The organism is Pseudomonas sp. Pse35 (assembly GCF_024519715.1).
GTDB lineage: Bacteria > Pseudomonadota > Gammaproteobacteria > Pseudomonadales > Pseudomonadaceae > Aquipseudomonas > Aquipseudomonas paracarnis.
The window spans coordinates 47,863-70,932 of record NZ_JALJRP010000009.1; the positions used below are offsets into that span (position 1 = coordinate 47,863).

The following is a 23,070-nucleotide window of genomic DNA, read 5'->3' on the forward strand; positions in this document are numbered from 1 at the left end:
GTCATGGCTGAAGCAGTCTCCGACAACCTCCCCGCCAAGGCCGACGGCAAACCGCCGTTGTTTGGCCTGTCGTTCCTGGAAAACCTCTCGGAAATGACCATGCTGCGTCAGGTGGGCCTGATGGTGGGCCTGGCCGCCAGCGTGGCGATTGGTTTTGCCGTGGTGCTGTGGTCGCAGCAACCCGATTACCGCCCCCTGTACGGCAGCCTGTCGGGCATGGATTCCAAGCAGATCATGGAAACCCTCGCCGCCGCCGACATCGCCTACACCGTGGAGCCCAACTCGGGCGCCTTGCTGGTCAAGGCCGATGACGTGGCTCGAGCGCGGATGAAACTGGCCGCCGCTGGCGTGGCGCCGTCCGACAGCAACATTGGTTTTGAAATCCTCGACAAGGACCAGGGTCTGGGCACCAGCCAGTTCATGGAAGCCACCCGCTATCGTCGTGGCCTGGAAGGCGAACTGGCGCGCACCATTTCCAGCCTCAATAACGTCAAGGCCGCCCGTGTGCACCTGGCGATTCCGAAAAGCTCGGTGTTCGTGCGTGACGAACGCAAGCCCAGCGCCTCGGTCTTGGTCGAGCTGTTTGCTGGCCGCTCCCTGGAGCCTGGCCAGGTACTGGCGATCGTCAACCTGGTGGCAACCAGTGTTCCCGAATTGAGCAAGTCGCAAATCACCGTGGTGGACCAGAAGGGCAACCTGCTGTCCGACATGGCCGAAAACTCCGCGCTGACCCAGGCCGGCAAGCAGTTCGACTACAGCCGCCGCATGGAAAGCATGCTCACCCAGCGCGTGCATAACATCCTGCAACCGGTACTGGGCAACGACCGCTACAAGGCTGAAGTGTCGGCCGACGTGGACTTCAGCGCCGTCGAGTCCACCTCCGAACAGTTCAACCCGGACCAGCCGGCCCTGCGCAGCGAGCAGTCCACCAGCGAACAACGCACCGCCAGCAATGGCCCCCAAGGTGTGCCAGGCGCCCTGAGCAACCAGCCACCCGCGCCGGCCTCGGCACCGCAAACCACCGGTGGCGCCGCCGCCACGGCTGGCGCGATCCAGCCTGGCCAGCCGCTGTTGGACGCCAACGGCCAGCAGATCATGGACCCGGCCACCGGCCAGCCGATGCTTGCGCCATACCCTGCGGACAAGCGTAACCAGTCCACCAAGAACTTCGAACTCGACCGTTCCATCAGCCACACCAAGCAGCAGCAGGGCAAGATCAATCGCCTGTCGGTGTCGGTGGTGGTCGATGACCAGGTCAAGGTCAACCCTGCGGACGGCGCGGTGACCCGTGCGCCGTGGACGGCTGACGAACTGGCGCGCTTCACCCGCCTGGTGCAGGACGCCGTTGGCTTCGACGCCAGCCGTGGCGACAGCGTCAGCGTGATCAACATGCCGTTCTCCGCCGAGCGCGGTGAAGTGATCGCTGACCCGGCGTTCTACACCCAGCCGTGGTTCTGGGACATCGTCAAGCAAGTGCTGGGGGTGCTGTTCATCCTGGTGTTGGTGTTCGGCGTATTGCGCCCGGTGCTCAACAACATCACCGGCGGCGGCAAGAAGCAACTGGCGCTGGCCGGTGGTGACGTCGAGTTGGGTGGCATGGGCGGCCTGGACGGCGAACTGGCCAACGACCGCGTCAGCCTCGGCGGCCCGCAAAGCATCCTGTTGCCAAGCCCGAGCGAAGGCTATGACGCTCAGTTGAACGCAATCAAGAGTCTGGTGGCAGAAGACCCGGGCCGTGTGGCTCAGGTCGTGAAAGAGTGGATTAACGCAGATGAATGATCGAGCCGCTGTGGCCAAGCTGTCCCGGGTCGACAAAGCCGCCGTGCTGCTGCTGTCCCTGGGTGAAACCGACGCTGCCCAAGTGCTGCGCCACATGGGCCCCAAAGAGGTCCAGCGAGTGGGCGTGGCCATGGCGCAGATGCGCAATGTGCACCGCGAGCAAGTCGAGCAGGTGATGAGCGAGTTCGTCGAGATCGTCGGCGACCAGACCAGCCTGGGCGTCGGCTCCGACAGCTACATTCGCAAGATGCTCACCTCGGCCCTGGGCGAAGACAAGGCCAACGGCCTGATCGACCGCATCCTGCTGGGTGGCAACACCAGCGGCCTGGATAGCCTCAAGTGGATGGAACCGCGGGCAGTGGCCGACGTGATCCGCTACGAGCACCCGCAGATTCAGGCGATCGTCGTGGCCTACCTCGACCCGGACCAGGCCGGCGAAGTGCTCGGCCACTTCGACCATAAAGTGCGCCTGGACATCATCCTGCGTGTGTCGTCGCTCAACACTGTGCAACCGGCGGCGCTCAAGGAACTCAACACCATTCTGGAGAAGCAGTTCTCCGGCAATTCCAACGCCTCGCGCACCACCCTGGGTGGCATCAAGCGCGCAGCCGACATCATGAACTTCCTCGACAGCTCGGTCGAAGGCCAGTTGATGGACTCGATCCGCGAGATCGACGACACCCTGTCCGGCCAGATCGAAGACCTGATGTTCGTGTTCAACAACCTGGCCGATGTCGACGACCGCGGCATCCAGGCGCTGCTGCGCGAAGTGTCCTCGGACGTGCTGGTGCTGGCGCTCAAGGGCTCGGACGAGAACGTCAAAGAAAAGATCTTCAAGAACATGTCCAAGCGTGCGTCCGAATTGCTTCGCGACGACCTGGAAGCCAAGGGCCCGGTGCGCGTCAGCGACGTGGAAACCGCCCAGAAAGAAATCCTCACCATTGCCCGCCGTATGGCCGAAGCCGGAGAAATCGTTCTCGGCGGGAAGGGCGGCGAAGAAATGATCTAAGGCGCCTTGCATGTCGAATAAAGATGAGGCTCCCAGCGATCTGATTCGCGCGCGGGATGTCGGCGGCTTCGACATCTGGTCGCTGCCCAGTTTCGACCCCCATGTGCCGGAGCCCGAGCCTGAACCGGTTGAAGAACCTCCGGCAGAGATGGAAGAAGTGCCACTGGATGAAGTCCAGCCACTGACCCTCGAAGAGTTGGAAACCATTCGCCAAGAGGCCTACAACGAAGGCTTTGCGGCGGGGGAAAAAGACGGCTTTCGCAGCACCACCCTCAAGGTTCGCCAGGAGGCCGAAGCGGCGCTGGCCACCAAGTTGGGTAGCCTGGAGCGCCTGATGGGCAACCTGTTCGACCCTATCGCCGAACAGGACTCGCAGCTGGAAAAATCTATGGTTGGCCTGGTGCAGCACATTGCTCGTCAGGTGATCCAGCGCGAGCTGGTGCTCGATTCCAGCCAGATCGAAGGCGTGATGCGTGAAGCCCTCAAGCTGCTGCCCCTGGGCGTCGGCAATGTGCGGCTGTACATCAACCCGCAAGATTTCGAACAGGTCAAAGCCCTGCGCGAGCGTCATGAAGAAACCTGGCGCATCGTCGAAGACGCTTCGTTGCAGCCCGGTGGTTGCCGTGTCGAAACCGAGCACAGCCGCATTGACGCGACGGTGGAAACCCGTATCAGCCAGATCATGGCCAAGTTATTTGATCAACTGCATGAACAGGCCCTGCATCCCGCCGAGCCTGACCTGAGCGTTGACCTGGACGCCACCGATGCGCCTTGATCGCACCAGCTTCGCCAAGCGCCTGGGCAGCTACGCCGAGGCCACCGAGTTGCCGGGCCAGCCGGTTCTTGAAGGGCGTTTGTTGCGCATGGTCGGCCTGACCCTGGAAGCCGAGGGTCTGCGCGCCGCCATGGGCAGCCGCTGCCTGGTGATCAACGACGACAGCTACCACCCGGTGCAGGTCGAAGCCGAGGTGATGGGCTTTTCCGGCAGCAAGATTTTCCTGATGCCGGTGGGCAGCCTGGCGGGTATCGCTCCCGGCGCCCGCGTGGTGCCGCTGGCCGACACTGGCCGCCTGCCCATGGGCATGAGCATGCTGGGCCGCGTACTCGACGGTGCCGGCCGTGCGCTGGACGGCAAGGGCGGCATGAAGGCCGAAGACTGGGTGCCGATGGACGGCCCCACCATCAACCCGCTCAAGCGCAACCCCATCAGCGTGCCGCTGGATGTGGGCATTCGCAGCATCAACGGTTTATTGACGGTCGGTCGCGGCCAGCGCCTGGGCCTGTTCGCCGGTACTGGCGTGGGTAAGTCGGTGTTGCTGGGCATGATGACGCGCTTTACCGAGGCCGACATCATCGTGGTGGGGCTGATCGGCGAGCGGGGCCGCGAAGTGAAGGAGTTCATCGAGCACAGCCTCGGTGAAGAAGGGCTCAAGCGTTCTGTTGTCGTCGCTTCTCCGGCAGACGATGCACCGTTGATGCGCCTGCGTGCGGCGATGTACTGCACGCGCATCGCCGAATATTTTCGCGACAAGGGCAAGAACGTCCTGTTGCTGATGGACTCCCTCACGCGTTTCGCCCAGGCCCAGCGCGAGATCGCTTTGGCCATCGGTGAGCCGCCCGCGACCAAGGGTTACCCCCCGTCGGTATTTGCCAAGCTGCCCAAGCTGGTAGAGCGTGCCGGTAATGCCGAAGCCGGCGGTGGCTCGATCACCGCGTTCTACACCGTGTTGTCTGAAGGCGACGACCAACAGGACCCGATTGCCGACTCGGCCAGGGGCGTGCTCGACGGCCACATCGTGCTGTCGCGGCGCCTGGCGGAAGAGGGGCATTACCCAGCCATCGATATCGAAGCGTCCATCAGCCGGGTGATGCCGGCGGTGGTCACGCCGGAGCATATGGCCCGTGCCCAGCAGTTCAAGCAGCTGTGGTCGCGCTACCAGCAAAGCCGTGACCTGATCAGCGTCGGCGCCTATGTGGCCGGTGGCGACCGCGACACTGACCTGGCCATCGCCTTGCAGCCGCAACTGGTGACTTACCTGCGCCAGGGTCTCAACGACAAGATCACCATGGGCGAGAGCCAGTCGCACTTGCAGTCCATCTTCGCCCCGGCGCCGGGCGGCTAATCCATGGCCAACAGCCGCGCCGCACGCCTGGCCCCGGTGGTGGACATGGCCGAAAAGGCCGAGAAAGCCGCCGTACAGCGCCTGGGTTACTTCCAGGGCCAGGTGCGGTTGGCCCAAAGCAAGCTGGGCGACCTGGAGCGTTTTCGTGGCGAGTACCAACAACAGTGGATCGAGCGCGGCAGCCAGGGTGTTTCTGGCCAGTGGCTGATGGGGTACCAGGGCTTTCTCAATCAGCTTGAAACCGCCGTCGGCCAGCAACGCCAGAGCCTGGCCTGGCACGAGACCAACCTCGACAAAGCCCGCGAGGCCTGGCAACAGGCGTTTGCCCGGGTCGAGGGGCTGCGCAAGCTGGTGCAGCGCTACATCGACGAAGCGCGAGCCATCGAAGACAAGCGCGAGCAAAAACTGCTCGATGAATTGTCCCAGCGCCTTCCCCGCCCAGAACAGTTCTAACCGGCACCACAAATCCAGTGTGGGAGCTGGCTTGCCTGCGAAAGCGGTGGTTCAGTTAAAGATTCAGTGGCTGACACGCCGCCACCGCAGGCAAGCCAGCTCCCACAGTTGATTCACTGTGTTGCTCAGATGCTCTTCAACTGCTACACCTTGTGTCTAGTGCAATGACAAGGAAGCAGTCACATGTCAGTCGAGTCAGAAGTATCCCTGGACGGGAAGAAGTTGACGATCGCAATCAAGGGCCGGTTCGATTTCGGCAGCCACCAGGCGTTTCGGGAAGCCTACGAGCGTTTCTACAAGGTCCCCGAGACCTATATCGTCGACCTCAAGGATGCCACCTATATGGACAGTTCAGCCCTCGGCATGCTGCTGTTGCTACGGGATCATGCCGGCGGTGATGACGCCGAAGTCAGAGTGATCAACAGCAGCAACGACGTGCGCAAGATCCTCGCCATCTCCAACTTCGACAAACTGTTCGATATCAATTGAGCGCCCTGGCCCCGGTCCTGGAGGCGCTGACCATCCTGATCGCCGAAGACAGCGCCGCCGACCGCCTGTTGCTGGCGAGCATCATCCGCCGCCAGGGCCATCAGGTGCTGACTGTCAGCAATGGCGCCGAAGCGATTGAGGTGTTTGCCCGCGAGCGTCCGCAACTGGTGTTGATGGACGCACTGATGCCAGTCATGGATGGCTTTGAAGCCGCGCGGCAGATCAAGCAACTGGCGGGGGAGGCGCTGGTACCGATCATCTTCCTCACGTCGCTGCGCGAAAGCGAAGCCCTGGCCCAGTGCCTGGACGCCGGCGGCGATGACTTTCTGCCCAAACCCTATAACCCCTTGATCCTGGCGGCGAAGATCAACGCCATGGACCGCCTGCGCCGCCTGCAGGCCACGGTTTTGCAACAGCGTGACCTGATCGCCAAACACCACGAACACCTGATGCATGAACAGCGGGCGGCCAAGGCGGTGTTCGACAAGGTCGCCCATTCCGGTTGTATCAACGCCGCGCCCAACATCCGCTACCTGCAATCGCCTTATGCGTTGTTCAACGGTGACCTGTTGCTGGCGGCCTACACACCGTCCGGCGATATGCACGTGCTGCTAGGGGATTTCACTGGCCATGGCTTGCCGGCCGCCATCGGCGCCATGCCCCTGGCCGAGGTGTTCTACGGCATGACCGCCAAGGGCTATGGCCTCACGCAGACCCTGCGGGAAATGAACGCCAAGCTCAAGCGTATCCTGCCGGTAGACATGTTCTGCTGTGCCACCTTGCTGTGCCTGAGCGCCCAGCGGCGTGCGGTGGAGGTGTGGAACGGCGGCATGCCCGAAGGCTATGTGCATGAAGTCGCCACGGGCAGGCGCACGCCATTGATGTCGCGGCACCTGCCGTTGGGGGTGTTGTCGGCAGAGGCGTTCGATGACAGCACCGAGGTCTGGCCCATGGCGTTGGGCGACCGGGTATTCCTGCTCTCCGACGGCGTGCTGGACACCGCTGACGCCAACGATCAACTGTTCGGTGCCGAGCGCTTGCAGCAGGTGTTCGCCGCCAACCGCGAGCCCGACCGCCTGTTCGAGGACATCGAGCAGGCCCTGGCGGCCTTTCGCGGCCAGGCGCGCGATGACGTCAGCATGGTCGAGATCACGTTGCAGGCGGGCCAACCCTTGCGGGCGGCAGAACCGATGTATGCCGACAGCGGCCAGTCGTGCCCGCTGGATTGGTCGGTGAGTTTCGAATTCCGCGCCCAGACGCTCAGGACCTACAACCCGCTGCCGTACCTGCTGCAACTGCTGTTGGAGATCCACGGCCTGCGCGAGCAGAGCGGGGCGCTTTACAGTGTGATGGCCGAGTTGTATTCCAACGCGCTGGAGCATGGCGTGCTGGGCCTGGACTCACGCCTCAAGCGCGATGCCCAAGGGTTTGCGCAGTATTATCGCCAGCGCCATGAGCGCCTGGCGCAGTTGGACAGCGGCTATGTGCGCGTGCATATGCAGGTGGTGCCCACCGACAAGGGCGGCAAACTGACCTTGCGCCTCGAAGACAGCGGGCAGGGTTTTGATGTGGAGCAAGAGCTGGCGCGCCCCCTAGACATCGACCGTCTGTCTGGTCGGGGACTGAGCCTGGTGCGTCAACTGAGCAGCGCTGTAGGCTGGTCCGATGGCGGGCGCACTGTCTACGTGGAGTTTTGTTGGGCGGCTCTGGCATAATCCGCCGATTCTTGATCAAGGAGCGAGCAAGTGGCTGAGATTCATATGGACCCCGAGGTGTTGTCGGGTTTGCAGGAAGTCATGGAAAGCGAATACCCCACGCTGCTGGACACCTTTCTGCATGATTCTGAAGAGCGCGTGCAAGCGCTGCGCAAGGCGCGGGACGACGCCAAGACGTTGGGGCGCATCGCACACAGCTTCAAGGGCAGCAGTGGCAACTTGGGGGCGCTGCGGTTGGCAACGTTGTGTGAGCGGTTGGAGACCGAGTCCTTCAAGTCTGCTTCCGACTTGGGGGCGTTGGTGGATCAGATTGATCGTGAGTTTGCGCTGGTTCGGCCGCTTTATGAGCATGAACGGGAGCGGTTTTCTGGGGTTTGATATTTTATCGGCCTGACTTGGCCCGACTCTTGCTCTACCTCCACAGACTGCATTCCCGACCCCATGCAGTGGAGACCCTTACTTATGCCCGTCGCTCCCAATTCGCTTCTTCAGGCTGCCGCTGCGGCCAAGCCTCAAGCGCCGGCCGCCACGCCTGCCGTAGCGCCTGCGGCTCCGCGGGACAAGGGCGCTGGCTTCGCTCAAGTGTTTGCCAAGCAAGCTGCCAAGCCGCAGGCCAAGAGCGACGACGCGCCAGCCAAACCGGTGCGCGACAAGGCTTCTGATGCCAGCGCCAAACCGGCCGCCGGCGACGATAAACCTGCCGCCAGCGCGCCAGCGGTTGCCGATAGCGGCAATCCCTTGCCTGCCAAGCCGGCCAAGAGCGACGACCACGCTGACAGTGAAGGCGAGCCACCTGCCGACCCGTCCCTGGCACTGCAACCGGTTGCCGACCCGGCGCTGGTTGCCACCTTGACGCCTGTGGCGGTGCCTGTGCCCGTACAAGCGCCTGCCGTTACGGCCGCAGATGACAACGCCCAGCCGCTCATCGCGGTAACCGAGGAGCCCAAGCAGCCGGCCTTCGACCCTGAGGCCGACCCGCTGGATTCGATGCCGGCCGTGCGCCTGGCGATGGAGCAGGGCGGTCATGTCTCGGCCAGCAGCCAGGCGCCGCAGAAAGGCGCGCCTGCCACCCAGGACCAGCCGACCGCCGCGCAGAGCTTTGCCGCCGGCCTGGCCAACATGGTCGACCAGCAAGCCACCAAGGACAGCACCGATCAGGGAGGCGACAAGGCCTTCGGCGCGCTGATCGATGACGGCCTCAAGGACCTCAAGAACGCCAGCAGCGACACCCGTGTGGATGACTTCGCCAACCGCCTGGCGGCGCTGACCCAGGCGGCCACGCCGAAAACCGCGAATGCCTTGCCGCCCGTCCCCAATGCGCCCCTGGCCATGCACCAGAGCGGCTGGACCGAGGAGGTGGTCAACCGCGTGATGTATCTGTCCAGCGCCAACCTCAAGTCGGCTGAGATCCAGTTGCAGCCCGCTGAGCTGGGGCGCCTGGACATCAAGGTCAACATGACGGCGGACCAGCAGGCCCAGGTCAACTTCATGAGCGGCCATGCGGTGGTGCGTGAAGCGCTGGAAAGCCAGTCTGGCCGTTTGCGCGAGATGTTTGCCCAGCAGGGCATGGGGCAGGTGGATGTGAATGTCTCCGACCAGTCGCGGGGCCAGGACCAGCAGCAACAGCAGAGCCAGGCGCGAGGCGTCAGTAGCAGCGGCAGGCGCGCTGACAGCGGCGACGCCGGTGGCCCTGTGGATGTGGCCGAAGTGGCAGCGCCCGTGAGCCAGAGCGTGATCGGCTCCAGCGCCGTCGACTACTACGCCTGACTTCCTGCTCAAACCCGGTCAATGTGGGAGCTGGCTGATCGTTCCCACGCTCTGCGTGGGAATGCCACCCCGGACGCTCCGCGTCCCGAAGTCGGCGATGTTTTCGACCATTGCACACGGTGACGCGAAGCGTCACAAGATGCATTCCCACGCAGAGCGTGGGAACGATCATCTTCCTGCGCCTGCCAGACAACTCTGGCATAACACTTGCTCTTGCCTTGCCATAGATCTACGAATCCCCGAATAGTGACGGATTATTGGCATGGCGAAGAGCGACGACGCAGCAACTCCCCCCGCAGGCAAAGGCAAGCTCAAGCTGATCCTGTTGATTGTGCTGGGCCTGCTCCTGGCGATCGGTGCCTCGGTGGGCGGCACCTGGTACATCATGCACAGCAGTGCGAGTAAACCGGCGCCCACCGCCGAAACTGCCACGAACGTCAAGCAACCGGCAATCTTCGAGCAGATGCTTCCGGCCTTTGTCGCCAACTACAACCAGAATGGTCGTCAACGCTACCTGCAGGTGAGCATCACCTTGCTGGCGCGCAACCAGGCGGACCTCGATGCCCTCAAGGTGCATATGCCGGTGATCCGCAACAACCTGGTGATGCTGTTCTCCGGGCAGAGCTTCGACAGCCTGGCCACGCCAGTCGGCCAGGAAATGTTGCGCCAGAAGGTCACTGCCAGCGTGCAGGAAGTGGCCCAGAAAGAACTCGGCAAAGTCGTGGTCGAGCAGGCGCTCTTCACTAACTTCGTATTGCAGTAGGATCACGACATGGCCGTGCAAGACCTGCTGTCCCAGGATGAAATCGATGCGCTGTTGCATGGCGTGGACGATGGTCTGGTACAGACCGAAATGGCTGCCGAACCCGGCAGCGTCAAAAGTTATGACCTGACCAGCCAGGATCGCATCGTGCGGGGACGCATGCCGACCCTGGAGATGATCAACGAACGCTTTGCCCGCTACACCCGCATCAGCATGTTCAACATGCTGCGCCGCTCGGCGGACGTGGCCGTGGGCGGCGTGCAGGTGATGAAGTTCGGTGAATACGTGCACTCGCTGTACGTGCCCACCAGCCTCAACCTGGTCAAGATCAAGCCGTTGCGCGGCACTGCGCTGTTCATCCTCGACGCCAAGCTGGTGTTCAAGCTGGTGGACAACTTCTTCGGTGGCGACGGCCGTCACGCCAAGATCGAAGGGCGTGAATTCACCCCCACCGAACTGCGGGTGGTACGCATGGTGCTGGAGCAGGCCTTCATCGACTTGAAGGAAGCCTGGCAGGCGATCATGGAGGTCAATTTCGAGTACATCAACTCGGAAGTGAACCCGGCCATGGCCAACATCGTCGGCCCCAGCGAGGCCATTGTGGTGTCGACCTTCCACATCGAACTCGATGGCGGTGGCGGCGACCTGCACGTGACCATGCCTTACTCGATGATCGAACCGGTGCGCGAAATGCTCGACGCCGGCTTCCAGTCCGACCTCGACGACCAGGACGAACGCTGGGTCAAGGCCCTGCGCGAAGACCTGCTGGACGTCGACGTGCCGCTGAGCGCCACCGTGGCCCGCCGCCAGTTGCGCCTGCGCGATATTTTGCACATGGCGCCTGGGGACATCATCCCCGTCGACTTGCCGGAAGAGCTGATCATGCGCGCCAACGGCGTGCCGTCGTTCAAGGTCAAGCTCGGTTCCCACAAGGGCAACCTGGCGCTGCAAGTGGTTGAGCCGATCAACCGCCGCTGATTCAACCCCAATTCATGATTGTTTGCTGCGCCGAGGACATGTAATGGCTACCGAACACGAAAACACTTCCGCCGAAGACCAGGCCCTGGCTGACGAGTGGGCTGCGGCCCTGGAAGAAACCGGCGATGTTGGCCAGGACGACATCGACGCGCTGCTGGCCGCCGACGCCGCCACCGCGCCGGCCGGCAACCGCCTGGCCATGGAAGAATTCGGCAGCGTGCCGAAGAACAACGACCCGGTGAGCCTCGATGGCCCGAACCTGGATGTGATCCTCGACATCCCGGTGTCGATTTCCATGGAAGTGGGCAGCACCGAAATCAACATCCGCAACCTCTTGCAGCTCAACCAGGGCTCGGTGATCGAACTGGACCGCCTGGCCGGCGAGCCATTGGACGTGCTGGTCAACGGCACCCTGATTGCCCATGGCGAGGTGGTGGTGGTCAACGAGAAGTTCGGCATCCGCCTGACCGACGTGATCAGCCCGAGCGAACGCATCAAGAAGTTGCGCTGAGATGAAGTACTCGATGGCGGGACTGTTGCTGGCGCTGCCATTGAGCGCCTTGGCGGCTGAGCCGGTGGCGCAGGTGGCTGCGGCGCCAGCGGTCGGCAGCGTCGGCGGGCAGTTGACGCAACTGGTGCTGGGCCTGTTGCTGGTGATCGGCCTGATCTTCCTGCTGGCCTGGTTGATGCGCCGCGTGCAGCGCATCGGCCCGGGCAACGGCCAAGTGATAGAGCTGGTGGGCTCGCGCGCCCTCGGCCCGCGTGATCGGCTGGTGCTGGTGCAGGTGGGCGAAGAGCAGATCCTGCTCGGCATCACCCCCGGCCGCATCACCCCGCTGCATGTACTCAAGACCCCGGTGGACGCGGTCAAGACCGAAGCCGCCACGCCAGAATTCGCCCAGCGCCTGATGGAGTTGCTGGGCAAGGATCAGAAGGATAAGAAGTAATGCGCGTTTTGTTGACGCTCATGCTGTTGCTGGCCGCGCCGATGGCCCTGGGCGCCGACCCGTTGTCGATCCCGGCGATCACCTTGGGCACCAACGCGGCGGGCGCCCAGGAATATTCGGTCAGCCTGCAGATCCTGCTGATCATGACGGCGCTGAGTTTCATCCCAGCGTTCGTCATGCTGATGACCAGCTTTACGCGGATCATCATCGTCTTCTCGATCCTGCGCCAGGCCCTGGGCCTGCAGCAGACGCCGTCGAACCAGATCCTCACCGGCATGGCACTGTTTTTGACACTGTTCATCATGGCGCCGGTGTTCGACAAGGTGAACCAGCAAGCCCTGCAACCTTATCTGGCGGAAAAGCTCACAGCCCAGGATGCCATCGACAAGGCCCAGGGCCCGATCAAGGACTTCATGTTGTCGCAAACCCGCTCCAGCGACCTTGAGCTGTTCATGCGCCTGTCCAAGCGCACCGACATCGCCACCCCGGACCAGGCGCCGCTGACCATCCTGGTACCCGCGTTCGTCACCTCCGAATTGAAGACCGCGTTCCAGATCGGTTTCATGATCTTCATCCCGTTCCTGATCATCGACTTGGTGGTGGCGAGCGTGTTGATGGCCATGGGTATGATGATGCTGTCGCCGCTGATCATCTCGTTGCCGTTCAAGATCATGCTGTTTGTGCTGGTGGACGGTTGGGCGCTGATTATTGGCACCCTGGCCGGCAGTTTCGGAGGGGTATAGCGCTATGACGCCAGAAGTCGCCGTCGACCTGTTCCGCGAAGCGCTGTGGCTGACCACCCTGATGGTCGCCGTGCTGGTGGTGCCGAGCCTGTTGGTGGGCCTGCTGGTGGCGATGTTCCAGGCCGCCACCCAGATCAACGAACAGACCCTGAGCTTCCTGCCGCGACTGCTGGTGATGCTGGTGACATTGATCGTTGCCGGCCCGTGGCTGGTGCAAACCTTCATGGAATACATCCTGCAGTTGTACGGCAGTATTCCGCAGTTGATCGGCTGAGCCGATGCAATCGTTGCTGGCCTTGACCGACACCCAGATCAGTACCTGGGTGGCCTCGTTCATCCTGCCGCTGTTTCGCGTCACGGCGATGCTGATGGCCATGCCGGTGTTCGGCACCACCCTGGTTCCGCGTCGCGTGCGCTTGTATTTCGCGGTGGCGATCACCGTGGTAATCGTGCCTGGCCTACCACCGATGCCGCCGGTGAACGCCCTCGACCTGAGCGCCTTGCTGCTGATTGCCGAACAGATTCTGATCGGTGCCATGCTGGGGTTTTCCCTCATGCTTTTCTTCCAGGCGTTTGTGATCGCCGGGCAAATCATCTCGATCCAGATGGGCATGGGCTTCGCGTCCATGGTCGACCCCACCAACGGCGTGTCGGCGGCGGTGATAGGGCAGTTCCTGACCATGCTGGTGACCTTGCTGTTTCTGGCCATGAACGGTCATCTGGTGGCGTTCGAAGTCTTGACCGAAAGCTTCACCACCTTGCCGGTGGGCTCGGGGTTGGTGGTCAACCATTTCTGGGAGCTGGTGGGGCGCCTCGGCTGGGTACTGGGGGCTTCGCTGTTGCTGGTGCTGCCGGCGATCACTGCGCTGCTGGTGGTCAATATCGCCTTCGGCGTGATGACCCGTGCGGCGCCGCAACTGAATATCTTCTCGATTGGTTTCCCGCTGACCCTGGTGTTGGGTATGGGGATTTTCTGGGTCGGCCTGGCTGACATTCTCAATCAGTATCAACCGCTGGCCACCGATGCCTTGCAGTTCTTACGTGACCTGGCACGGGCGCGCTGAGCCATGGCCGAGAGCGAGAGTGGTCAGGACAAAACAGAAGACCCCACGGAGAAACGTAAAAAGGACTCCAGGGAAAAGGGCGAGATCGCGCGCTCCAAAGAGCTCAACACCTTCGCCACCATGATCGCCGGCGCCGGTGCCTTGCTGATCTACGGCGGTGGCCTGGCGCTGGACCTGCTGGAGATGATGAAGCACAACTTCAGCTTGCCGCGCGAAGTGTTGCTCAACCCCGATGCCATGGGCCAGTACCTGCTGCACTCGGGCAAAATCGCGCTGCTGGCGGTGCAGCCGATCCTGATCACCTTGTTGCTGGCCGCGCTGATCGGCCCGGTGGCCCTCGGCGGTTGGCTGTTTGCCGCGGGCAGCATGGCGCCCAAGTTCAGCCGCATGAACCCGGGGGCGGGGCTCAAGCGCATGTTTTCCGCCAAGGCCCTGGTGGAATTGCTCAAGGCCCTGGCCAAGTTTTTCCTGATTCTGTTCGTGGCGCTGGCGGTGTTGTCGTCCGACATCGACGATTTGCTGCGCATTGCCCATGAGCCGCTGGAATCAGCGATCATCCACAGCGTGCAAGTGGTGGGCTGGAGTGCGCTGTGGATGGCGGCCGGGCTGATCCTCATCGCCGCCGTGGATGCGCCGATCCAGTTGTGGGAAAGCCACAAGAAACTGCTGATGACCAAGCAGGAAGTGCGCGACGAGCACAAGGACCAGGAAGGCCGCCCCGAGGTCAAGCAACGCATCCGCCAACTGCAGCGGGAAATGTCCCAGCGCAAGATGATGGCCTCGGTGCCCGACGCCGATGTGGTCATCACCAACCCGACTCACTACGCCGTAGCGCTTAAGTACGACCCGGAGAAGGGCGGCGCACCGATGCTGCTGGCCAAGGGCAGTGATTTTACCGCGTTGAAAATCCGCGAAATCGCGGTGGCCAACGACATTCTGTTATTGGAGTCGCCAGCATTGGCGCGCTCGATTTTCTACTCCACCGATCTGGACCAGGAAATCCCCGCCGGCTTGTACCTGGCCGTTGCACAGGTACTGGCCTACGTTTACCAAATCCGTCAATACCGCGCCGGCAAGGGCAAGCGGCCTGATCCGCTCAAGGATTTGCCGATCCCGCCGGACCTGCGTCGCGATTCCTGAACGCTGCTGCTCACTGTAGGAGCGAGCTTGCTCGCGAAAAACTCACCGTCGCCGCGTTCATCCTGACTTCCCGCGTTATCGTTACCCACCTTCGCGAGCAAGCTCGCTCCTACAGTGGTGTGCTGTTTACCTGTCAACTTTGACAGTAGCCATTACGCCGCCTTCACTGTTTGATACAGCGATGAGGCGTGCAGCTCTGCACGACTCGGGAGGCGGTGATGGATAGGGGTACGGTCAGGTGGTTTGATGCGGTCAAAGGCATCGGCTTTATTGCCCGGGATCGCGATGGCAACGAGGTTGCCGTTCAGTCGACAGGCGCTCAACACGGTAACGTTCCACCCACCCCTCCCAAACCGCGAAAACCCCGCAAGCGCAAGAAACCCTCGGATGCATGAATCTTCTGCTGTTCCACCGCTACCACCCATCGGCAGCTCACGTCTACCTGTCAACTTTGACAGTAGCCAAAGGATGTTTCCCGTTGTTCTATGACTGAACCAAACACTGCGCGTATGTAGTAAACGAGATGCAGGGAGAGCGGGATTGAAGGTGGCTACGGGAACTGTCAAATCCTATGACTGGGTCAGGGGCGATTGGCTGATCGAATTGGATGACGGGGCAGAAGAGGTATTTATCAATCGCAAGGATTGGCGTTGCACTGCGCTGTCGGTGGGTAAGCCACTGAGGTTTCAAATGGTCCACCGGCCCAAGGGCATCTATGCGTTGCCCGTCAGGGTGCATCACCGGGGTGGGTTGGGTTCTGAGTAAGGGTAAGGAGAGCGGCAATGGCAACGGGTACTGTGAAATGGTTTAACGCGGAGAAGGGGTTTGGTTTTATTGCCCTGGAGGATAGCGGGGATGACGTTTTCGTCCATTACTCGGCAATCCAGTCGCAGGGGCAAAAAATCCTGGAGGAAAACCAAAAAGTAGAATTTGACATCACGCAAGGGCCTAAAGGCCCTCAGGCTGAGAATGTGCGGCCAGTTTAAAAACTGAATCACATGTGGGAGCTGGCTTGATCGTTCCCATGCTCCCGCGTGGGAACGCATCGCGTGACGCTCTGCGTCACCCTTGCAGAGTGCTCAAGTCGTGCGCCTGGCTCGGGACGCGGAGCGTCCCAGGCGGCATTCCCACGCAGAGCGTGGGAGTGATCGAGGGAACCGCGTTATTGTTCTAGCCTCAGGTATCAAGCCTCTTGATCGTTCCCACGCTCCCGCGTGAGGAACGCATCGCGTGACGCTCTGCGTCACCCTTGCAGAGTGCTCAAGTCGTGCGCCTGGCTCGGGACGCGGAGCGTCCCAGGCGGCATTCCCACGCAGAGCGTGGGAATGATCGAGGGAACCGCGTTATTGTTCTAGCCTCAGGTATCAAGCCTCTTGATCGTTCCCACGATCCCGCGTGAGGAACGCATCGCGTGACGCTCTGCGTCACCCTTGCAGAGTGCTCAAGTCGTGCGCCTGACACACCGCAATCGCAGGCAAGCCAGCTCCCACACTTGAATCGGTTACCACTCGAAAATCGGCCCCGAAAGCAAAGTTGGAAGGCTTCTTGCAACCCCGCCTCCAAGTCGCCCTCCAGCGTCAAAACTTTGCTTCAAGGACCCGAGGAATACCGGTGGTAGATCGCTCTCAAATGCTCAACACGGCCCGTGGCACCCTGACTGACCTGTCGCGGGGCAATCTGGGTGTGCCGTTGTTGTTGCTGGTGATGCTGGCAATGATGATGTTGCCGATGCCGCCGTTCCTGCTCGACGTGTTCTTTACCTTCAACATTGCCCTGTCCGTCGTTGTGTTGCTGGTGTGCGTGTACGCCTTGCGGCCGCTGGATTTCGCGGTGTTCCCGACGATTCTGCTGGTGGCGACCCTGCTGCGTCTGGCATTGAACGTCGCTTCCACGCGGGTGGTGATGCTCCACGGCCAGGACGGCCACGCCGCCGCCGGCAAGGTAATCCAGGCCTTCGGTGAGGTGGTCATCGGCGGTAACTACGTGGTCGGTATCGTGGTGTTCGCGATCCTGATGATCATCAACTTCGTCGTGGTGACCAAGGGCGCCGGGCGGATTTCCGAGGTGAGCGCGCGGTTTACCCTCGACGCCATGCCCGGCAAGCAGATGGCCATCGACGCCGACCTCAACGCCGGCCTGATCGACCAGGGCCAAGCCAAGGCCCGTCGGGCGGAAGTCGCCCAGGAAGCCGAGTTCTACGGCTCCATGGACGGTGCCAGCAAGTTTGTGCGCGGCGACGCCATCGCCGGCCTGTTGATTCTGTTCATCAACCTGATCGGCGGTGTGGCCGTCGGTATGTTTCAGCACGGCATGACATTCGGCGATGCCGGCAAGGTGTATGCCTTGCTGACCATCGGTGACGGTTTAGTGGCGCAATTGCCATCACTGTTGTTATCCACAGCGGCGGCCATCATGGTTACCCGTGCTTCGGGCTCCGAAGACATGGGCAAGCAGATCAGTCGGCAGATGTTCGCTTCGCCCAAGGCCCTGGCCGTGGCGGCGGGCATCATGGCGATCATGGGCATTGTGCCGGGCATGCCGCACTTCTCGTTCCTGAGCATGGCGGCCCTGGCGGGTGGTGCGGCGTACCTGTTCTGGAAAAAGCAGAACCAGGTCAAAGTCCAGGCCCAGCAGGAAATCGCCCGTCAACAGGAGCTGCTGCCATCCCCGGCCCGCGCCCAGGAAACCAAGGAGTTGGGCTGGGACGACGTCACGCCCATCGACATGATCGGCCTGGAAGTCGGTTACCGCCTGATCCCGCTGGTCGACCGCAACCAGGGTGGGCAACTGCTGGCGCGGATCAAGGGTGTGCGCAAGAAGCTGTCCCAGGACCTGGGTTTCTTGATGCCCACTGTGCATATCCGTGACAACCTCGACCTGGCCCCCAGCGCTTATCGCCTGACCCTGATGGGGGTAATCCTGGCCGAAGCCGAGATCTACCCGGACCGCGAACTGGCGATCAACCCCGGCCAAGTGTTCGGTACCCTCAACGGCATTACCGCCAAAGATCCGGCTTTCGGCCTGGAAGCGGTGTGGATCGAAGTCAGCCAGCGCAGCCAGGCGCAGTCCCTCGGTTACACCGTGGTGGATGCCAGCACCGTGGTCGCCACGCACCTCAACCAGATTCTCTACAAGCACTCCCACGAGTTGATCGGCCACGAGGAAGTCCAGCAATTGATGGGCTTGCTGGCCAAATCGTCGCCAAAACTGGCCGAAGAGCTGGTGCCTGGCGTGCTGTCACTGTCGCAGTTGCTCAAGGTGTTGCAAGCGCTGTTGGCCGAACAGGTGCCCGTGCGCGACATTCGCAGCATTGCCGAGGCCATCGCCAACAATGCCGCCAAGAGTCAAGATACTGCCGCTCTGGTGGCGGCGGTGCGTGTCGGCGTGTCCCGCGCAATCGTGCAAAGCATTGTAGGGACTGAGTCGGAGCTGCCTGTGATCACCCTGGAGCCCAGGTTGGAACAAATATTGCTCAATAGTATTCAGAAGGCAGGGCAAGGCCAGGAAGAGGGCGTTTTACTGGAGCCAAGCATGGCTGAAAAGCTGCAGCGTTCGTTGATCGACGCCGCACAGCGCCAGGAAATGCAGGGCAACCCGGTGATCCTGCTGGTGGCCGGCCCGGTTCGCGCGATGTTGTCGCGGTTCGGACGCCTGGCCGTACCGAATTTGCACGTGTTGGCTTACCAGGAAATTCCTGACAATAAGCAAGTGACTATTGTCGCGACAGTTGGGCCCAATGGCTGAGGTAGTGGGTTATGCAAGTTAAGCGTTTTTTCGCCGCCGATATGCGTCAGGCCATGAAACTGGTCCGTGATGAGCTGGGCGCCGATGCCGCGATTATCGGTAACCGTCGGATTGCCGGCGGTGTCGAGCTGACGGCTGCCCTGGATTACACGCCCCAGGCGCTGGCCCCGCGCGTGCCAAACATGGAGCTCGAAGACGAGCTGCGCAAGACCGCCTCGCGCATTGTGTCGGCCCAGGCTGAACTGAGCATGCGTGGCGACAGCGATGCCAGCACCAATCGCCAGCTGTTTGCCGGCCTGCCGCTGACCGCCGCCGAGCCGCTGGTTGAACCCACCTTTGTCGAACCGCCGCGTCCTGCAGCGCCTGCCCCGGCTGCCGCAGTTGACCAGCGCGTGATTGACTCGATGCGTTTTGAACTCAACGGCCTGCGTGAATTGCTCGAAGTGCAGCTCGGCTCGCTGGCCTGGACCCAACTGCAAGGCAGCAAGCCGCAGCAAGCCAACCTCTGGCGTCGCCTGCAACGCATCGGCCTGTCCGGCCCGTTGTCCCGCGACCTGCTGGCCTTGACCGCTGAAGTCGAGGAGCCGCGCCAGGCCTGGCGCATGCTGCTGGCGCACTTGGCGCGCATGATTGCCACGCCGGAAATCGAACCCCTGGAAGAGGGCGGTGTAATCGCCATGGTCGGCCCCGCCGGCATGGGCAAGACCACGACCCTGGCAAAGCTTGCGGCCCGTTACGTGCTTAAATATGGCGCGCAGAATATCGCCCTGGTGAGCATGGACAGTTACCGTATCGGCGCTCAGGAGCAGCTCAAGACCCTGGGCCGCATCCTCAACGTGCCGGTGACCCATGTCGACCCGGGCCAGTCCCTGGCCAATGCCCTCGACCCGTTGCTGCGCAAGCGCGTGGTGCTGATCGATACCGCCGGCCTGCAAGCCAGTGATCCGGCGCTGCGCATGCAGCTCGAAAGCCTGGCCGGGCGAGGCATCAAGTCAAAAAATTACCTGGTGCTTGCAACCACCAGCCAGAAACAGGTTCTTACCGCTGCTTATCACAGTTACAAGCGTTGCGGCCTGGCCGGTTGCATCCTCACCAAGCTCGATGAAACCGCGAGCCTGGGCGAGGTGTTGAGCCTGGCCATCAGCCATGAATTACCGGTTGCCTACCTCACCGACGGGCCGCGGATCCCGGATGATCTGCATCTGCCGCGCCGTCATCAGTTGGTCAGCCGTGCCGTGAGTGTGCAAATGCAAGACGAGCCTAGCGAGGAAGCGATGGCCGATATGTTCGCCGACCTTTACCACCACCCGGCTAAACGGGTGGGTTGAGGCAGGATGAACACCGTGAAATGTACCTACATCGATGGTCTGCAAGCGATTCACGCGGCCAAGCCATGTAGCCTGCGTCTAAGCAAGACAAGGTAAAGAAATAAAATGGGCAGCATGCATCCCGTACAGGTGATCGCGGTGACCGGCGGCAAAGGTGGCGTCGGGAAAACTAACGTGTCAGTGAATTTGTCCCTGGCCCTGGCAGAGCTTGGCCGTCGCGTCATGCTGCTGGATGCTGACCTGGGCTTGGCGAACGTGGACGTTCTGCTGGGGCTGACACCCAAACATACCCTGGCCGATGTGATCGAAGGCCGTTGTGAGCTGCGCGACGTGCTGCTCCAGGGCCCCGGAGGCATTCGCATCGTGCCGGCGGCCTCGGGCACCCAGAGCATGGTGCACCTGAGCCCCGCGCAGCATGCCGGGCTGATCCAGGCGTTCAGCGACATCGGCGACAACCTCGACGTGCTGGTGATCGACACCGCCGCCGGGATCGGCGAGTCGGTGGTCAGCTTTGTACGCGCAGCGCAGGAAGTGCTGTTGGTGGTGTGCGACGAGCCCACCTCGATCACCGATGCCTACGCGCTGATCAAACTGCTTAACCGTGACTACGGCATGAACCGCTTTCGCGTGTTGGCCAACATGGCCCAGAGCCCGCAGGAAGGGCGCAACCTGTTCGCCAAGTTGACCAAGGTCACGGATCGCTTCCTCGATGTGGCCTTACAATACGTCGGCGCAGTTCCCTATGACGAGTGTGTGCGCAAGGCCGTGCAAAAGCAGCGTGCGGTCTACGAAGCGTTCCCTCGTTCGAAATGCGCACTGGCGTTCAAGGCCATTGCCCAGAAGGTCGATACCTGGCCGTTGCCCGCCAACCCGCGGGGGCATCTGGAGTTTTTCGTCGAGCGTTTGGTGCATCAGACGAGCGCAGGACCGGTGCTATGACATCCAGCGGCTACAACCTTTACAAAAAGTCGGCACGTGACAGCCAGGGCGAATTGATCGAGCGCTATGCGCCGTTGGTCAAGCGCATTGCCTATCACCTGTTGGCGCGCCTGCCTGCGAGTGTGCAGGTCGAAGACTTGATCCAGGCCGGCATGATCGGCCTGCTTGAAGTCTCGACCAAATACGACGCCAGCAAGGGTGCCAGTTTCGAAACGTATGCGGGTATCCGTATCCGTGGCGCGATGCTCGATGAAGTGCGTAAAGGCGATTGGGCGCCGCGTTCGGTACACCGCAATACGCGCATGGTCAGCGATGCAATTCGGGCAATTGAAGCAAAAACCGGCCGTGACGCTAAAGATCATGAAGTTGCGGCCGAACTCCAATTGAGTCTCGACGATTACTACGGGATTTTGAACGATACCTTGGGCAGCCGCCTGTTCAGTTTCGACGACCTTTTACAGGACGGCGAGCACGAAGGGCTGCACGAGGACGGCGCGAGCGCGCATACGGAGCCGTCGCGCGACCTGGAAGATGAACGTTTCCAGGGCGCGTTGGCCGATGCAATCGCCAATTTGCCAGAGCGTGAGCGGCTGGTGCTGGCGCTGTACTACGACGAAGAGCTGAACCTCAAGGAAATCGGTGAGGTCCTGGGGGTCAGCGAATCGCGTGTCAGCCAGTTGCATAGCCAGTGCGCAGCCCGCTTGCGGGGCCGATTGGCCGAGTGGCGCGCGCGCTGACAGGCAGTGTGGGGGCACTGCAGACGCTGCCGTGAGATCGCAAGGTTTCGCGGGTGTGTGCCGTGGTGCCCTGGGCAGTCCTTTTTGTGTAACGCCTGTTGATTGAAATGGCGCGTCCAGGTGCTGGGCGCGTTTAAGACTGCTTGGAGGTCGAATTGGACAAGAACATGAAAATCCTCATCGTTGATGACTTCTCAACGATGCGGCGGATCATTAAAAACCTGTTGCGTGACCTTGGGTTCACCAACACGGTCGAGGCGGATGACGGCCTGACGGCCATTCCGATCCTCAACAGCGGGAGCATCGACTTTCTGGTGACCGACTGGAACATGCCGGGCATGACCGGTATCGACCTGCTGCGCCATGTGCGCGCCGATGAAAAACTGCGCAGCCTGCCTGTGCTGATGGTGACCGCCGAAGCCAAGCGCGAACAGATCATCGAAGCCGCCCAAGCCGGGGTCAACGGTTACGTGGTCAAGCCATTCACGGCACTGGCCTTGAAAGAGAAGATCGAGAAAATCTTCGAACGCATCCACGGCTAATGCCATCGCGGGGGAGCTATGGAGCATAACGAAACGTCACAGGGCGACTTTGAGTCGACCCTGAAAAAACATGCTCACCAGTTGGTCGACAGCCTGGAAAAAGGCCAGTTCGCCGATGCGGTGCAGTTGATCCATGAGCTTAACCAGACCCGTGACCGCGGCCTGTACCAGGAAGTGGGCAAGCTCACACGCGAGCTGCACAGCGCAATCGTCAATTTCCAGATTGACCCGCGCATGCCCCAGGCCGAAGAAATTTCCCAGATCACTGATGCCACTGAACGTCTGTCCTATGTGGTCAGGCTGACTGAGGCAGCGGCCAACCGCACCATGGACCTGGTGGAAAACGCCACGCCCCTGGTCAACGGCATGGCCACCGAAGCCCAGGCCTTGAGCCAGGACTGGGGCCGCTTCATGCGCCGCGAAGTGGGCGCTGAAGAGTTTCGTGAATTGGCGCGTCGCGTCGACGGGTTCCTGTCGCGCAGCGAACAGGAAAACCGCACGGTGGCCAGCAACCTCAACGACATCCTGCTGGCCCAGGATTACCAGGACCTCACCGGTCAGGTGATCAAGCGCGTGACCCAGTTGGTCACCGAAGTGGAAAGCAACTTGCTCAAATTGGTGCTGATGGCCGGCCAGGTCGATCGTTTTGCCGGCATCGAACATGACCGCGAAGCGATCCTCTCGGAAAAAGATCCACAAAAACATCTCGCCAAGGGTGAAGGTCCGCAGATTCATGCCGATAAACGTGAAGACGTTGTGTCAGGTCAGGATGACGTAGATGACCTGTTATCCAGTTTAGGCTTCTAAGGA

24 protein-coding genes are annotated in these 23,070 nt (G+C 61.7%); all 24 read left to right on the plus strand.

Going from position 1 to position 23,070, the window contains the following annotated elements:
- Nucleotides 1-3 precede the first annotated feature (3 nt).
- The 24 genes from fliF (at nucleotide 4) to OC445_RS10645 (ending at nucleotide 23,067) form a co-directional block, all read left to right on the plus strand.
- Entirely contained in the window at nucleotides 4-1,779 is a 1,776-nt protein-coding gene (fliF, locus tag OC445_RS10525; protein WP_014719351.1) for a flagellar basal-body MS-ring/collar protein FliF, read from the plus strand.
- The gene (gene fliG / locus OC445_RS10530) at nucleotides 1,772-2,788 is read left to right on the plus strand and encodes a flagellar motor switch protein FliG (protein ID WP_003192957.1); all 1,017 of its coding nucleotides are present in this window, start codon (nucleotides 1,772-1,774) and stop codon (nucleotides 2,786-2,788) included. Before fliF ends, fliG begins: the two co-directional genes overlap by 8 nt.
- A gap of 10 nt (nucleotides 2,789-2,798) precedes the next feature.
- A complete protein-coding gene (gene fliH, locus OC445_RS10535; protein ID WP_014719350.1) occupies nucleotides 2,799-3,563 on the plus strand; it encodes a flagellar assembly protein FliH in 765 nt (254 codons plus the stop codon).
- Complete coding sequence (gene fliI / locus OC445_RS10540; protein WP_054898641.1) at nucleotides 3,553-4,911, plus strand: flagellar protein export ATPase FliI; 1,359 nt, start codon at nucleotides 3,553-3,555, stop codon at nucleotides 4,909-4,911. The genes fliH and fliI overlap by 11 nt, the downstream gene beginning before the upstream one ends.
- 3 nt (nucleotides 4,912-4,914) lie before the next feature.
- Nucleotides 4,915-5,364, plus strand: coding sequence for a flagellar export protein FliJ (gene fliJ / locus OC445_RS10545; RefSeq protein WP_034126787.1), 450 nt, complete (start codon nucleotides 4,915-4,917; stop codon nucleotides 5,362-5,364).
- Between the two features lie 183 nt (nucleotides 5,365-5,547).
- A complete protein-coding gene (locus tag OC445_RS10550) occupies nucleotides 5,548-5,853 on the plus strand; it encodes an STAS domain-containing protein (protein ID WP_034126788.1) in 306 nt (101 codons plus the stop codon).
- Nucleotides 5,850-7,568, plus strand: a complete 1,719-nt coding sequence (locus OC445_RS10555; RefSeq protein WP_262020149.1) for a fused response regulator/phosphatase — start codon at nucleotides 5,850-5,852, stop codon at nucleotides 7,566-7,568. Before OC445_RS10550 ends, OC445_RS10555 begins: the two co-directional genes overlap by 4 nt.
- Before the next feature lie 30 nt (nucleotides 7,569-7,598).
- A complete protein-coding gene (locus OC445_RS10560; protein ID WP_014719347.1) occupies nucleotides 7,599-7,946 on the plus strand; it encodes an Hpt domain-containing protein in 348 nt (115 codons plus the stop codon).
- Between the two features lie 84 nt (nucleotides 7,947-8,030).
- A complete protein-coding gene (locus OC445_RS10565; RefSeq protein WP_054898639.1) occupies nucleotides 8,031-9,335 on the plus strand; it encodes a flagellar hook-length control protein FliK in 1,305 nt (434 codons plus the stop codon).
- A gap of 262 nt (nucleotides 9,336-9,597) precedes the next feature.
- Entirely contained in the window at nucleotides 9,598-10,098 is a 501-nt protein-coding gene (gene fliL / locus OC445_RS10570; protein ID WP_019818373.1) for a flagellar basal body-associated protein FliL, read from the plus strand.
- 9 nt (nucleotides 10,099-10,107) lie between these two features.
- Nucleotides 10,108-11,076 carry a flagellar motor switch protein FliM gene (gene fliM / locus OC445_RS10575; protein WP_014719344.1) on the plus strand — a complete coding sequence of 323 codons (969 nt, stop codon included), beginning with the start codon at nucleotides 10,108-10,110 and terminating at the stop codon, nucleotides 11,074-11,076.
- Between the two features lie 43 nt (nucleotides 11,077-11,119).
- Nucleotides 11,120-11,587, plus strand: coding sequence for a flagellar motor switch protein FliN (gene fliN, locus OC445_RS10580; protein ID WP_003192941.1), 468 nt, complete (start codon nucleotides 11,120-11,122; stop codon nucleotides 11,585-11,587).
- Between the two features lies 1 nt (nucleotide 11,588).
- Nucleotides 11,589-12,023, plus strand: a complete 435-nt coding sequence (gene fliO, locus OC445_RS10585; protein ID WP_034126791.1) for a flagellar biosynthetic protein FliO — start codon at nucleotides 11,589-11,591, stop codon at nucleotides 12,021-12,023.
- Nucleotides 12,023-12,766 carry a flagellar type III secretion system pore protein FliP gene (gene fliP / locus OC445_RS10590; protein ID WP_003192937.1) on the plus strand — a complete coding sequence of 248 codons (744 nt, stop codon included), beginning with the start codon at nucleotides 12,023-12,025 and terminating at the stop codon, nucleotides 12,764-12,766. The genes fliO and fliP overlap by 1 nt, the downstream gene beginning before the upstream one ends.
- Nucleotides 12,767-12,770: 4 nt before the next feature.
- Nucleotides 12,771-13,040: a flagellar biosynthesis protein FliQ gene (fliQ, locus tag OC445_RS10595; protein ID WP_003192936.1), complete on the plus strand. Its 270-nt coding sequence runs from the start codon at nucleotides 12,771-12,773 to the stop codon at nucleotides 13,038-13,040.
- Nucleotides 13,041-13,044: 4 nt separating this feature from the next.
- Entirely contained in the window at nucleotides 13,045-13,830 is a 786-nt protein-coding gene (gene fliR / locus OC445_RS10600; protein ID WP_034126792.1) for a flagellar biosynthetic protein FliR, read from the plus strand.
- A 3-nt stretch (nucleotides 13,831-13,833) separates the two neighbouring features.
- Nucleotides 13,834-14,970 carry a flagellar biosynthesis protein FlhB gene (gene flhB, locus OC445_RS10605; protein ID WP_054920172.1) on the plus strand — a complete coding sequence of 379 codons (1,137 nt, stop codon included), beginning with the start codon at nucleotides 13,834-13,836 and terminating at the stop codon, nucleotides 14,968-14,970.
- Nucleotides 14,971-15,752: 782 nt separating this feature from the next.
- Nucleotides 15,753-15,956 (plus strand): cold-shock protein, encoded by a 204-nt coding sequence (locus OC445_RS10615; protein ID WP_054899100.1) that lies wholly within the window; start codon nucleotides 15,753-15,755, stop codon nucleotides 15,954-15,956.
- 643 nt (nucleotides 15,957-16,599) lie between these two features.
- Entirely contained in the window at nucleotides 16,600-18,714 is a 2,115-nt protein-coding gene (gene flhA / locus OC445_RS10620) for a flagellar biosynthesis protein FlhA (protein WP_034126796.1), read from the plus strand.
- An 11-nt stretch (nucleotides 18,715-18,725) separates the two neighbouring features.
- The gene (gene flhF / locus OC445_RS10625) at nucleotides 18,726-20,042 is read left to right on the plus strand and encodes a flagellar biosynthesis protein FlhF (RefSeq protein WP_003192914.1); all 1,317 of its coding nucleotides are present in this window, start codon (nucleotides 18,726-18,728) and stop codon (nucleotides 20,040-20,042) included.
- A gap of 105 nt (nucleotides 20,043-20,147) precedes the next feature.
- Nucleotides 20,148-20,981, plus strand: a complete 834-nt coding sequence (gene fleN, locus OC445_RS10630; RefSeq protein WP_003192912.1) for a flagellar synthesis regulator FleN — start codon at nucleotides 20,148-20,150, stop codon at nucleotides 20,979-20,981.
- On the plus strand, nucleotides 20,978-21,718 hold the full coding sequence (fliA, locus tag OC445_RS10635) for an RNA polymerase sigma factor FliA (protein WP_003192909.1): 741 nt from the start codon (nucleotides 20,978-20,980) through the stop codon (nucleotides 21,716-21,718). The genes fleN and fliA overlap by 4 nt, the downstream gene beginning before the upstream one ends.
- Before the next feature lie 167 nt (nucleotides 21,719-21,885).
- Nucleotides 21,886-22,260: a chemotaxis response regulator CheY gene (locus OC445_RS10640; protein ID WP_003192908.1), complete on the plus strand. Its 375-nt coding sequence runs from the start codon at nucleotides 21,886-21,888 to the stop codon at nucleotides 22,258-22,260.
- Nucleotides 22,261-22,278: 18 nt separating this feature from the next.
- Complete coding sequence (locus tag OC445_RS10645; RefSeq protein WP_003192906.1) at nucleotides 22,279-23,067, plus strand: protein phosphatase CheZ; 789 nt, start codon at nucleotides 22,279-22,281, stop codon at nucleotides 23,065-23,067.
- Nucleotides 23,068-23,070: the final 3 nt, after the last annotated feature.

Excerpts from the sequence above, each read along its gene's own strand:
- flhF (WP_003192914.1), top strand. The coding sequence starts at position 18,726 with ATGCAAGTTAAGCGTTTTTTCGCCGCCGATATGCGTCAGGCCATGAAA.
- fliP (WP_003192937.1), top strand. The coding sequence starts at position 12,023 with ATGCGCGTTTTGTTGACGCTCATGCTGTTGCTGGCCGCGCCGATGGCC.
- flhB (WP_054920172.1), top strand. The coding sequence starts at position 13,834 with ATGGCCGAGAGCGAGAGTGGTCAGGACAAAACAGAAGACCCCACGGAG.
- OC445_RS10640 (WP_003192908.1), top strand. The coding sequence starts at position 21,886 with ATGAAAATCCTCATCGTTGATGACTTCTCAACGATGCGGCGGATCATT.
- fliF (WP_014719351.1), top strand. The coding sequence starts at position 4 with ATGGCTGAAGCAGTCTCCGACAACCTCCCCGCCAAGGCCGACGGCAAA.
- fliH (WP_014719350.1), top strand. The coding sequence starts at position 2,799 with ATGTCGAATAAAGATGAGGCTCCCAGCGATCTGATTCGCGCGCGGGAT.
- OC445_RS10645 (WP_003192906.1), top strand. The coding sequence starts at position 22,279 with ATGGAGCATAACGAAACGTCACAGGGCGACTTTGAGTCGACCCTGAAA.
- flhA (WP_034126796.1), top strand. The coding sequence starts at position 16,600 with ATGCTCAACACGGCCCGTGGCACCCTGACTGACCTGTCGCGGGGCAAT.
- OC445_RS10565 (WP_054898639.1), top strand. The coding sequence starts at position 8,031 with ATGCCCGTCGCTCCCAATTCGCTTCTTCAGGCTGCCGCTGCGGCCAAG.
- fliL (WP_019818373.1), top strand. The coding sequence starts at position 9,598 with ATGGCGAAGAGCGACGACGCAGCAACTCCCCCCGCAGGCAAAGGCAAG.
- fliR (WP_034126792.1), top strand. The coding sequence starts at position 13,045 with ATGCAATCGTTGCTGGCCTTGACCGACACCCAGATCAGTACCTGGGTG.
- fliO (WP_034126791.1), top strand. The coding sequence starts at position 11,589 with ATGAAGTACTCGATGGCGGGACTGTTGCTGGCGCTGCCATTGAGCGCC.
- fliA (WP_003192909.1), top strand. The coding sequence starts at position 20,978 with ATGACATCCAGCGGCTACAACCTTTACAAAAAGTCGGCACGTGACAGC.
- fliN (WP_003192941.1), top strand. The coding sequence starts at position 11,120 with ATGGCTACCGAACACGAAAACACTTCCGCCGAAGACCAGGCCCTGGCT.
- OC445_RS10550 (WP_034126788.1), top strand. The coding sequence starts at position 5,548 with ATGTCAGTCGAGTCAGAAGTATCCCTGGACGGGAAGAAGTTGACGATC.
- fleN (WP_003192912.1), top strand. The coding sequence starts at position 20,148 with ATGGGCAGCATGCATCCCGTACAGGTGATCGCGGTGACCGGCGGCAAA.
- fliJ (WP_034126787.1), top strand. The coding sequence starts at position 4,915 with ATGGCCAACAGCCGCGCCGCACGCCTGGCCCCGGTGGTGGACATGGCC.
- fliM (WP_014719344.1), top strand. The coding sequence starts at position 10,108 with ATGGCCGTGCAAGACCTGCTGTCCCAGGATGAAATCGATGCGCTGTTG.
- fliI (WP_054898641.1), top strand. The coding sequence starts at position 3,553 with ATGCGCCTTGATCGCACCAGCTTCGCCAAGCGCCTGGGCAGCTACGCC.
- OC445_RS10615 (WP_054899100.1), top strand. The coding sequence starts at position 15,753 with ATGGCAACGGGTACTGTGAAATGGTTTAACGCGGAGAAGGGGTTTGGT.
- fliG (WP_003192957.1), top strand. The coding sequence starts at position 1,772 with ATGAATGATCGAGCCGCTGTGGCCAAGCTGTCCCGGGTCGACAAAGCC.
- fliQ (WP_003192936.1), top strand. The coding sequence starts at position 12,771 with ATGACGCCAGAAGTCGCCGTCGACCTGTTCCGCGAAGCGCTGTGGCTG.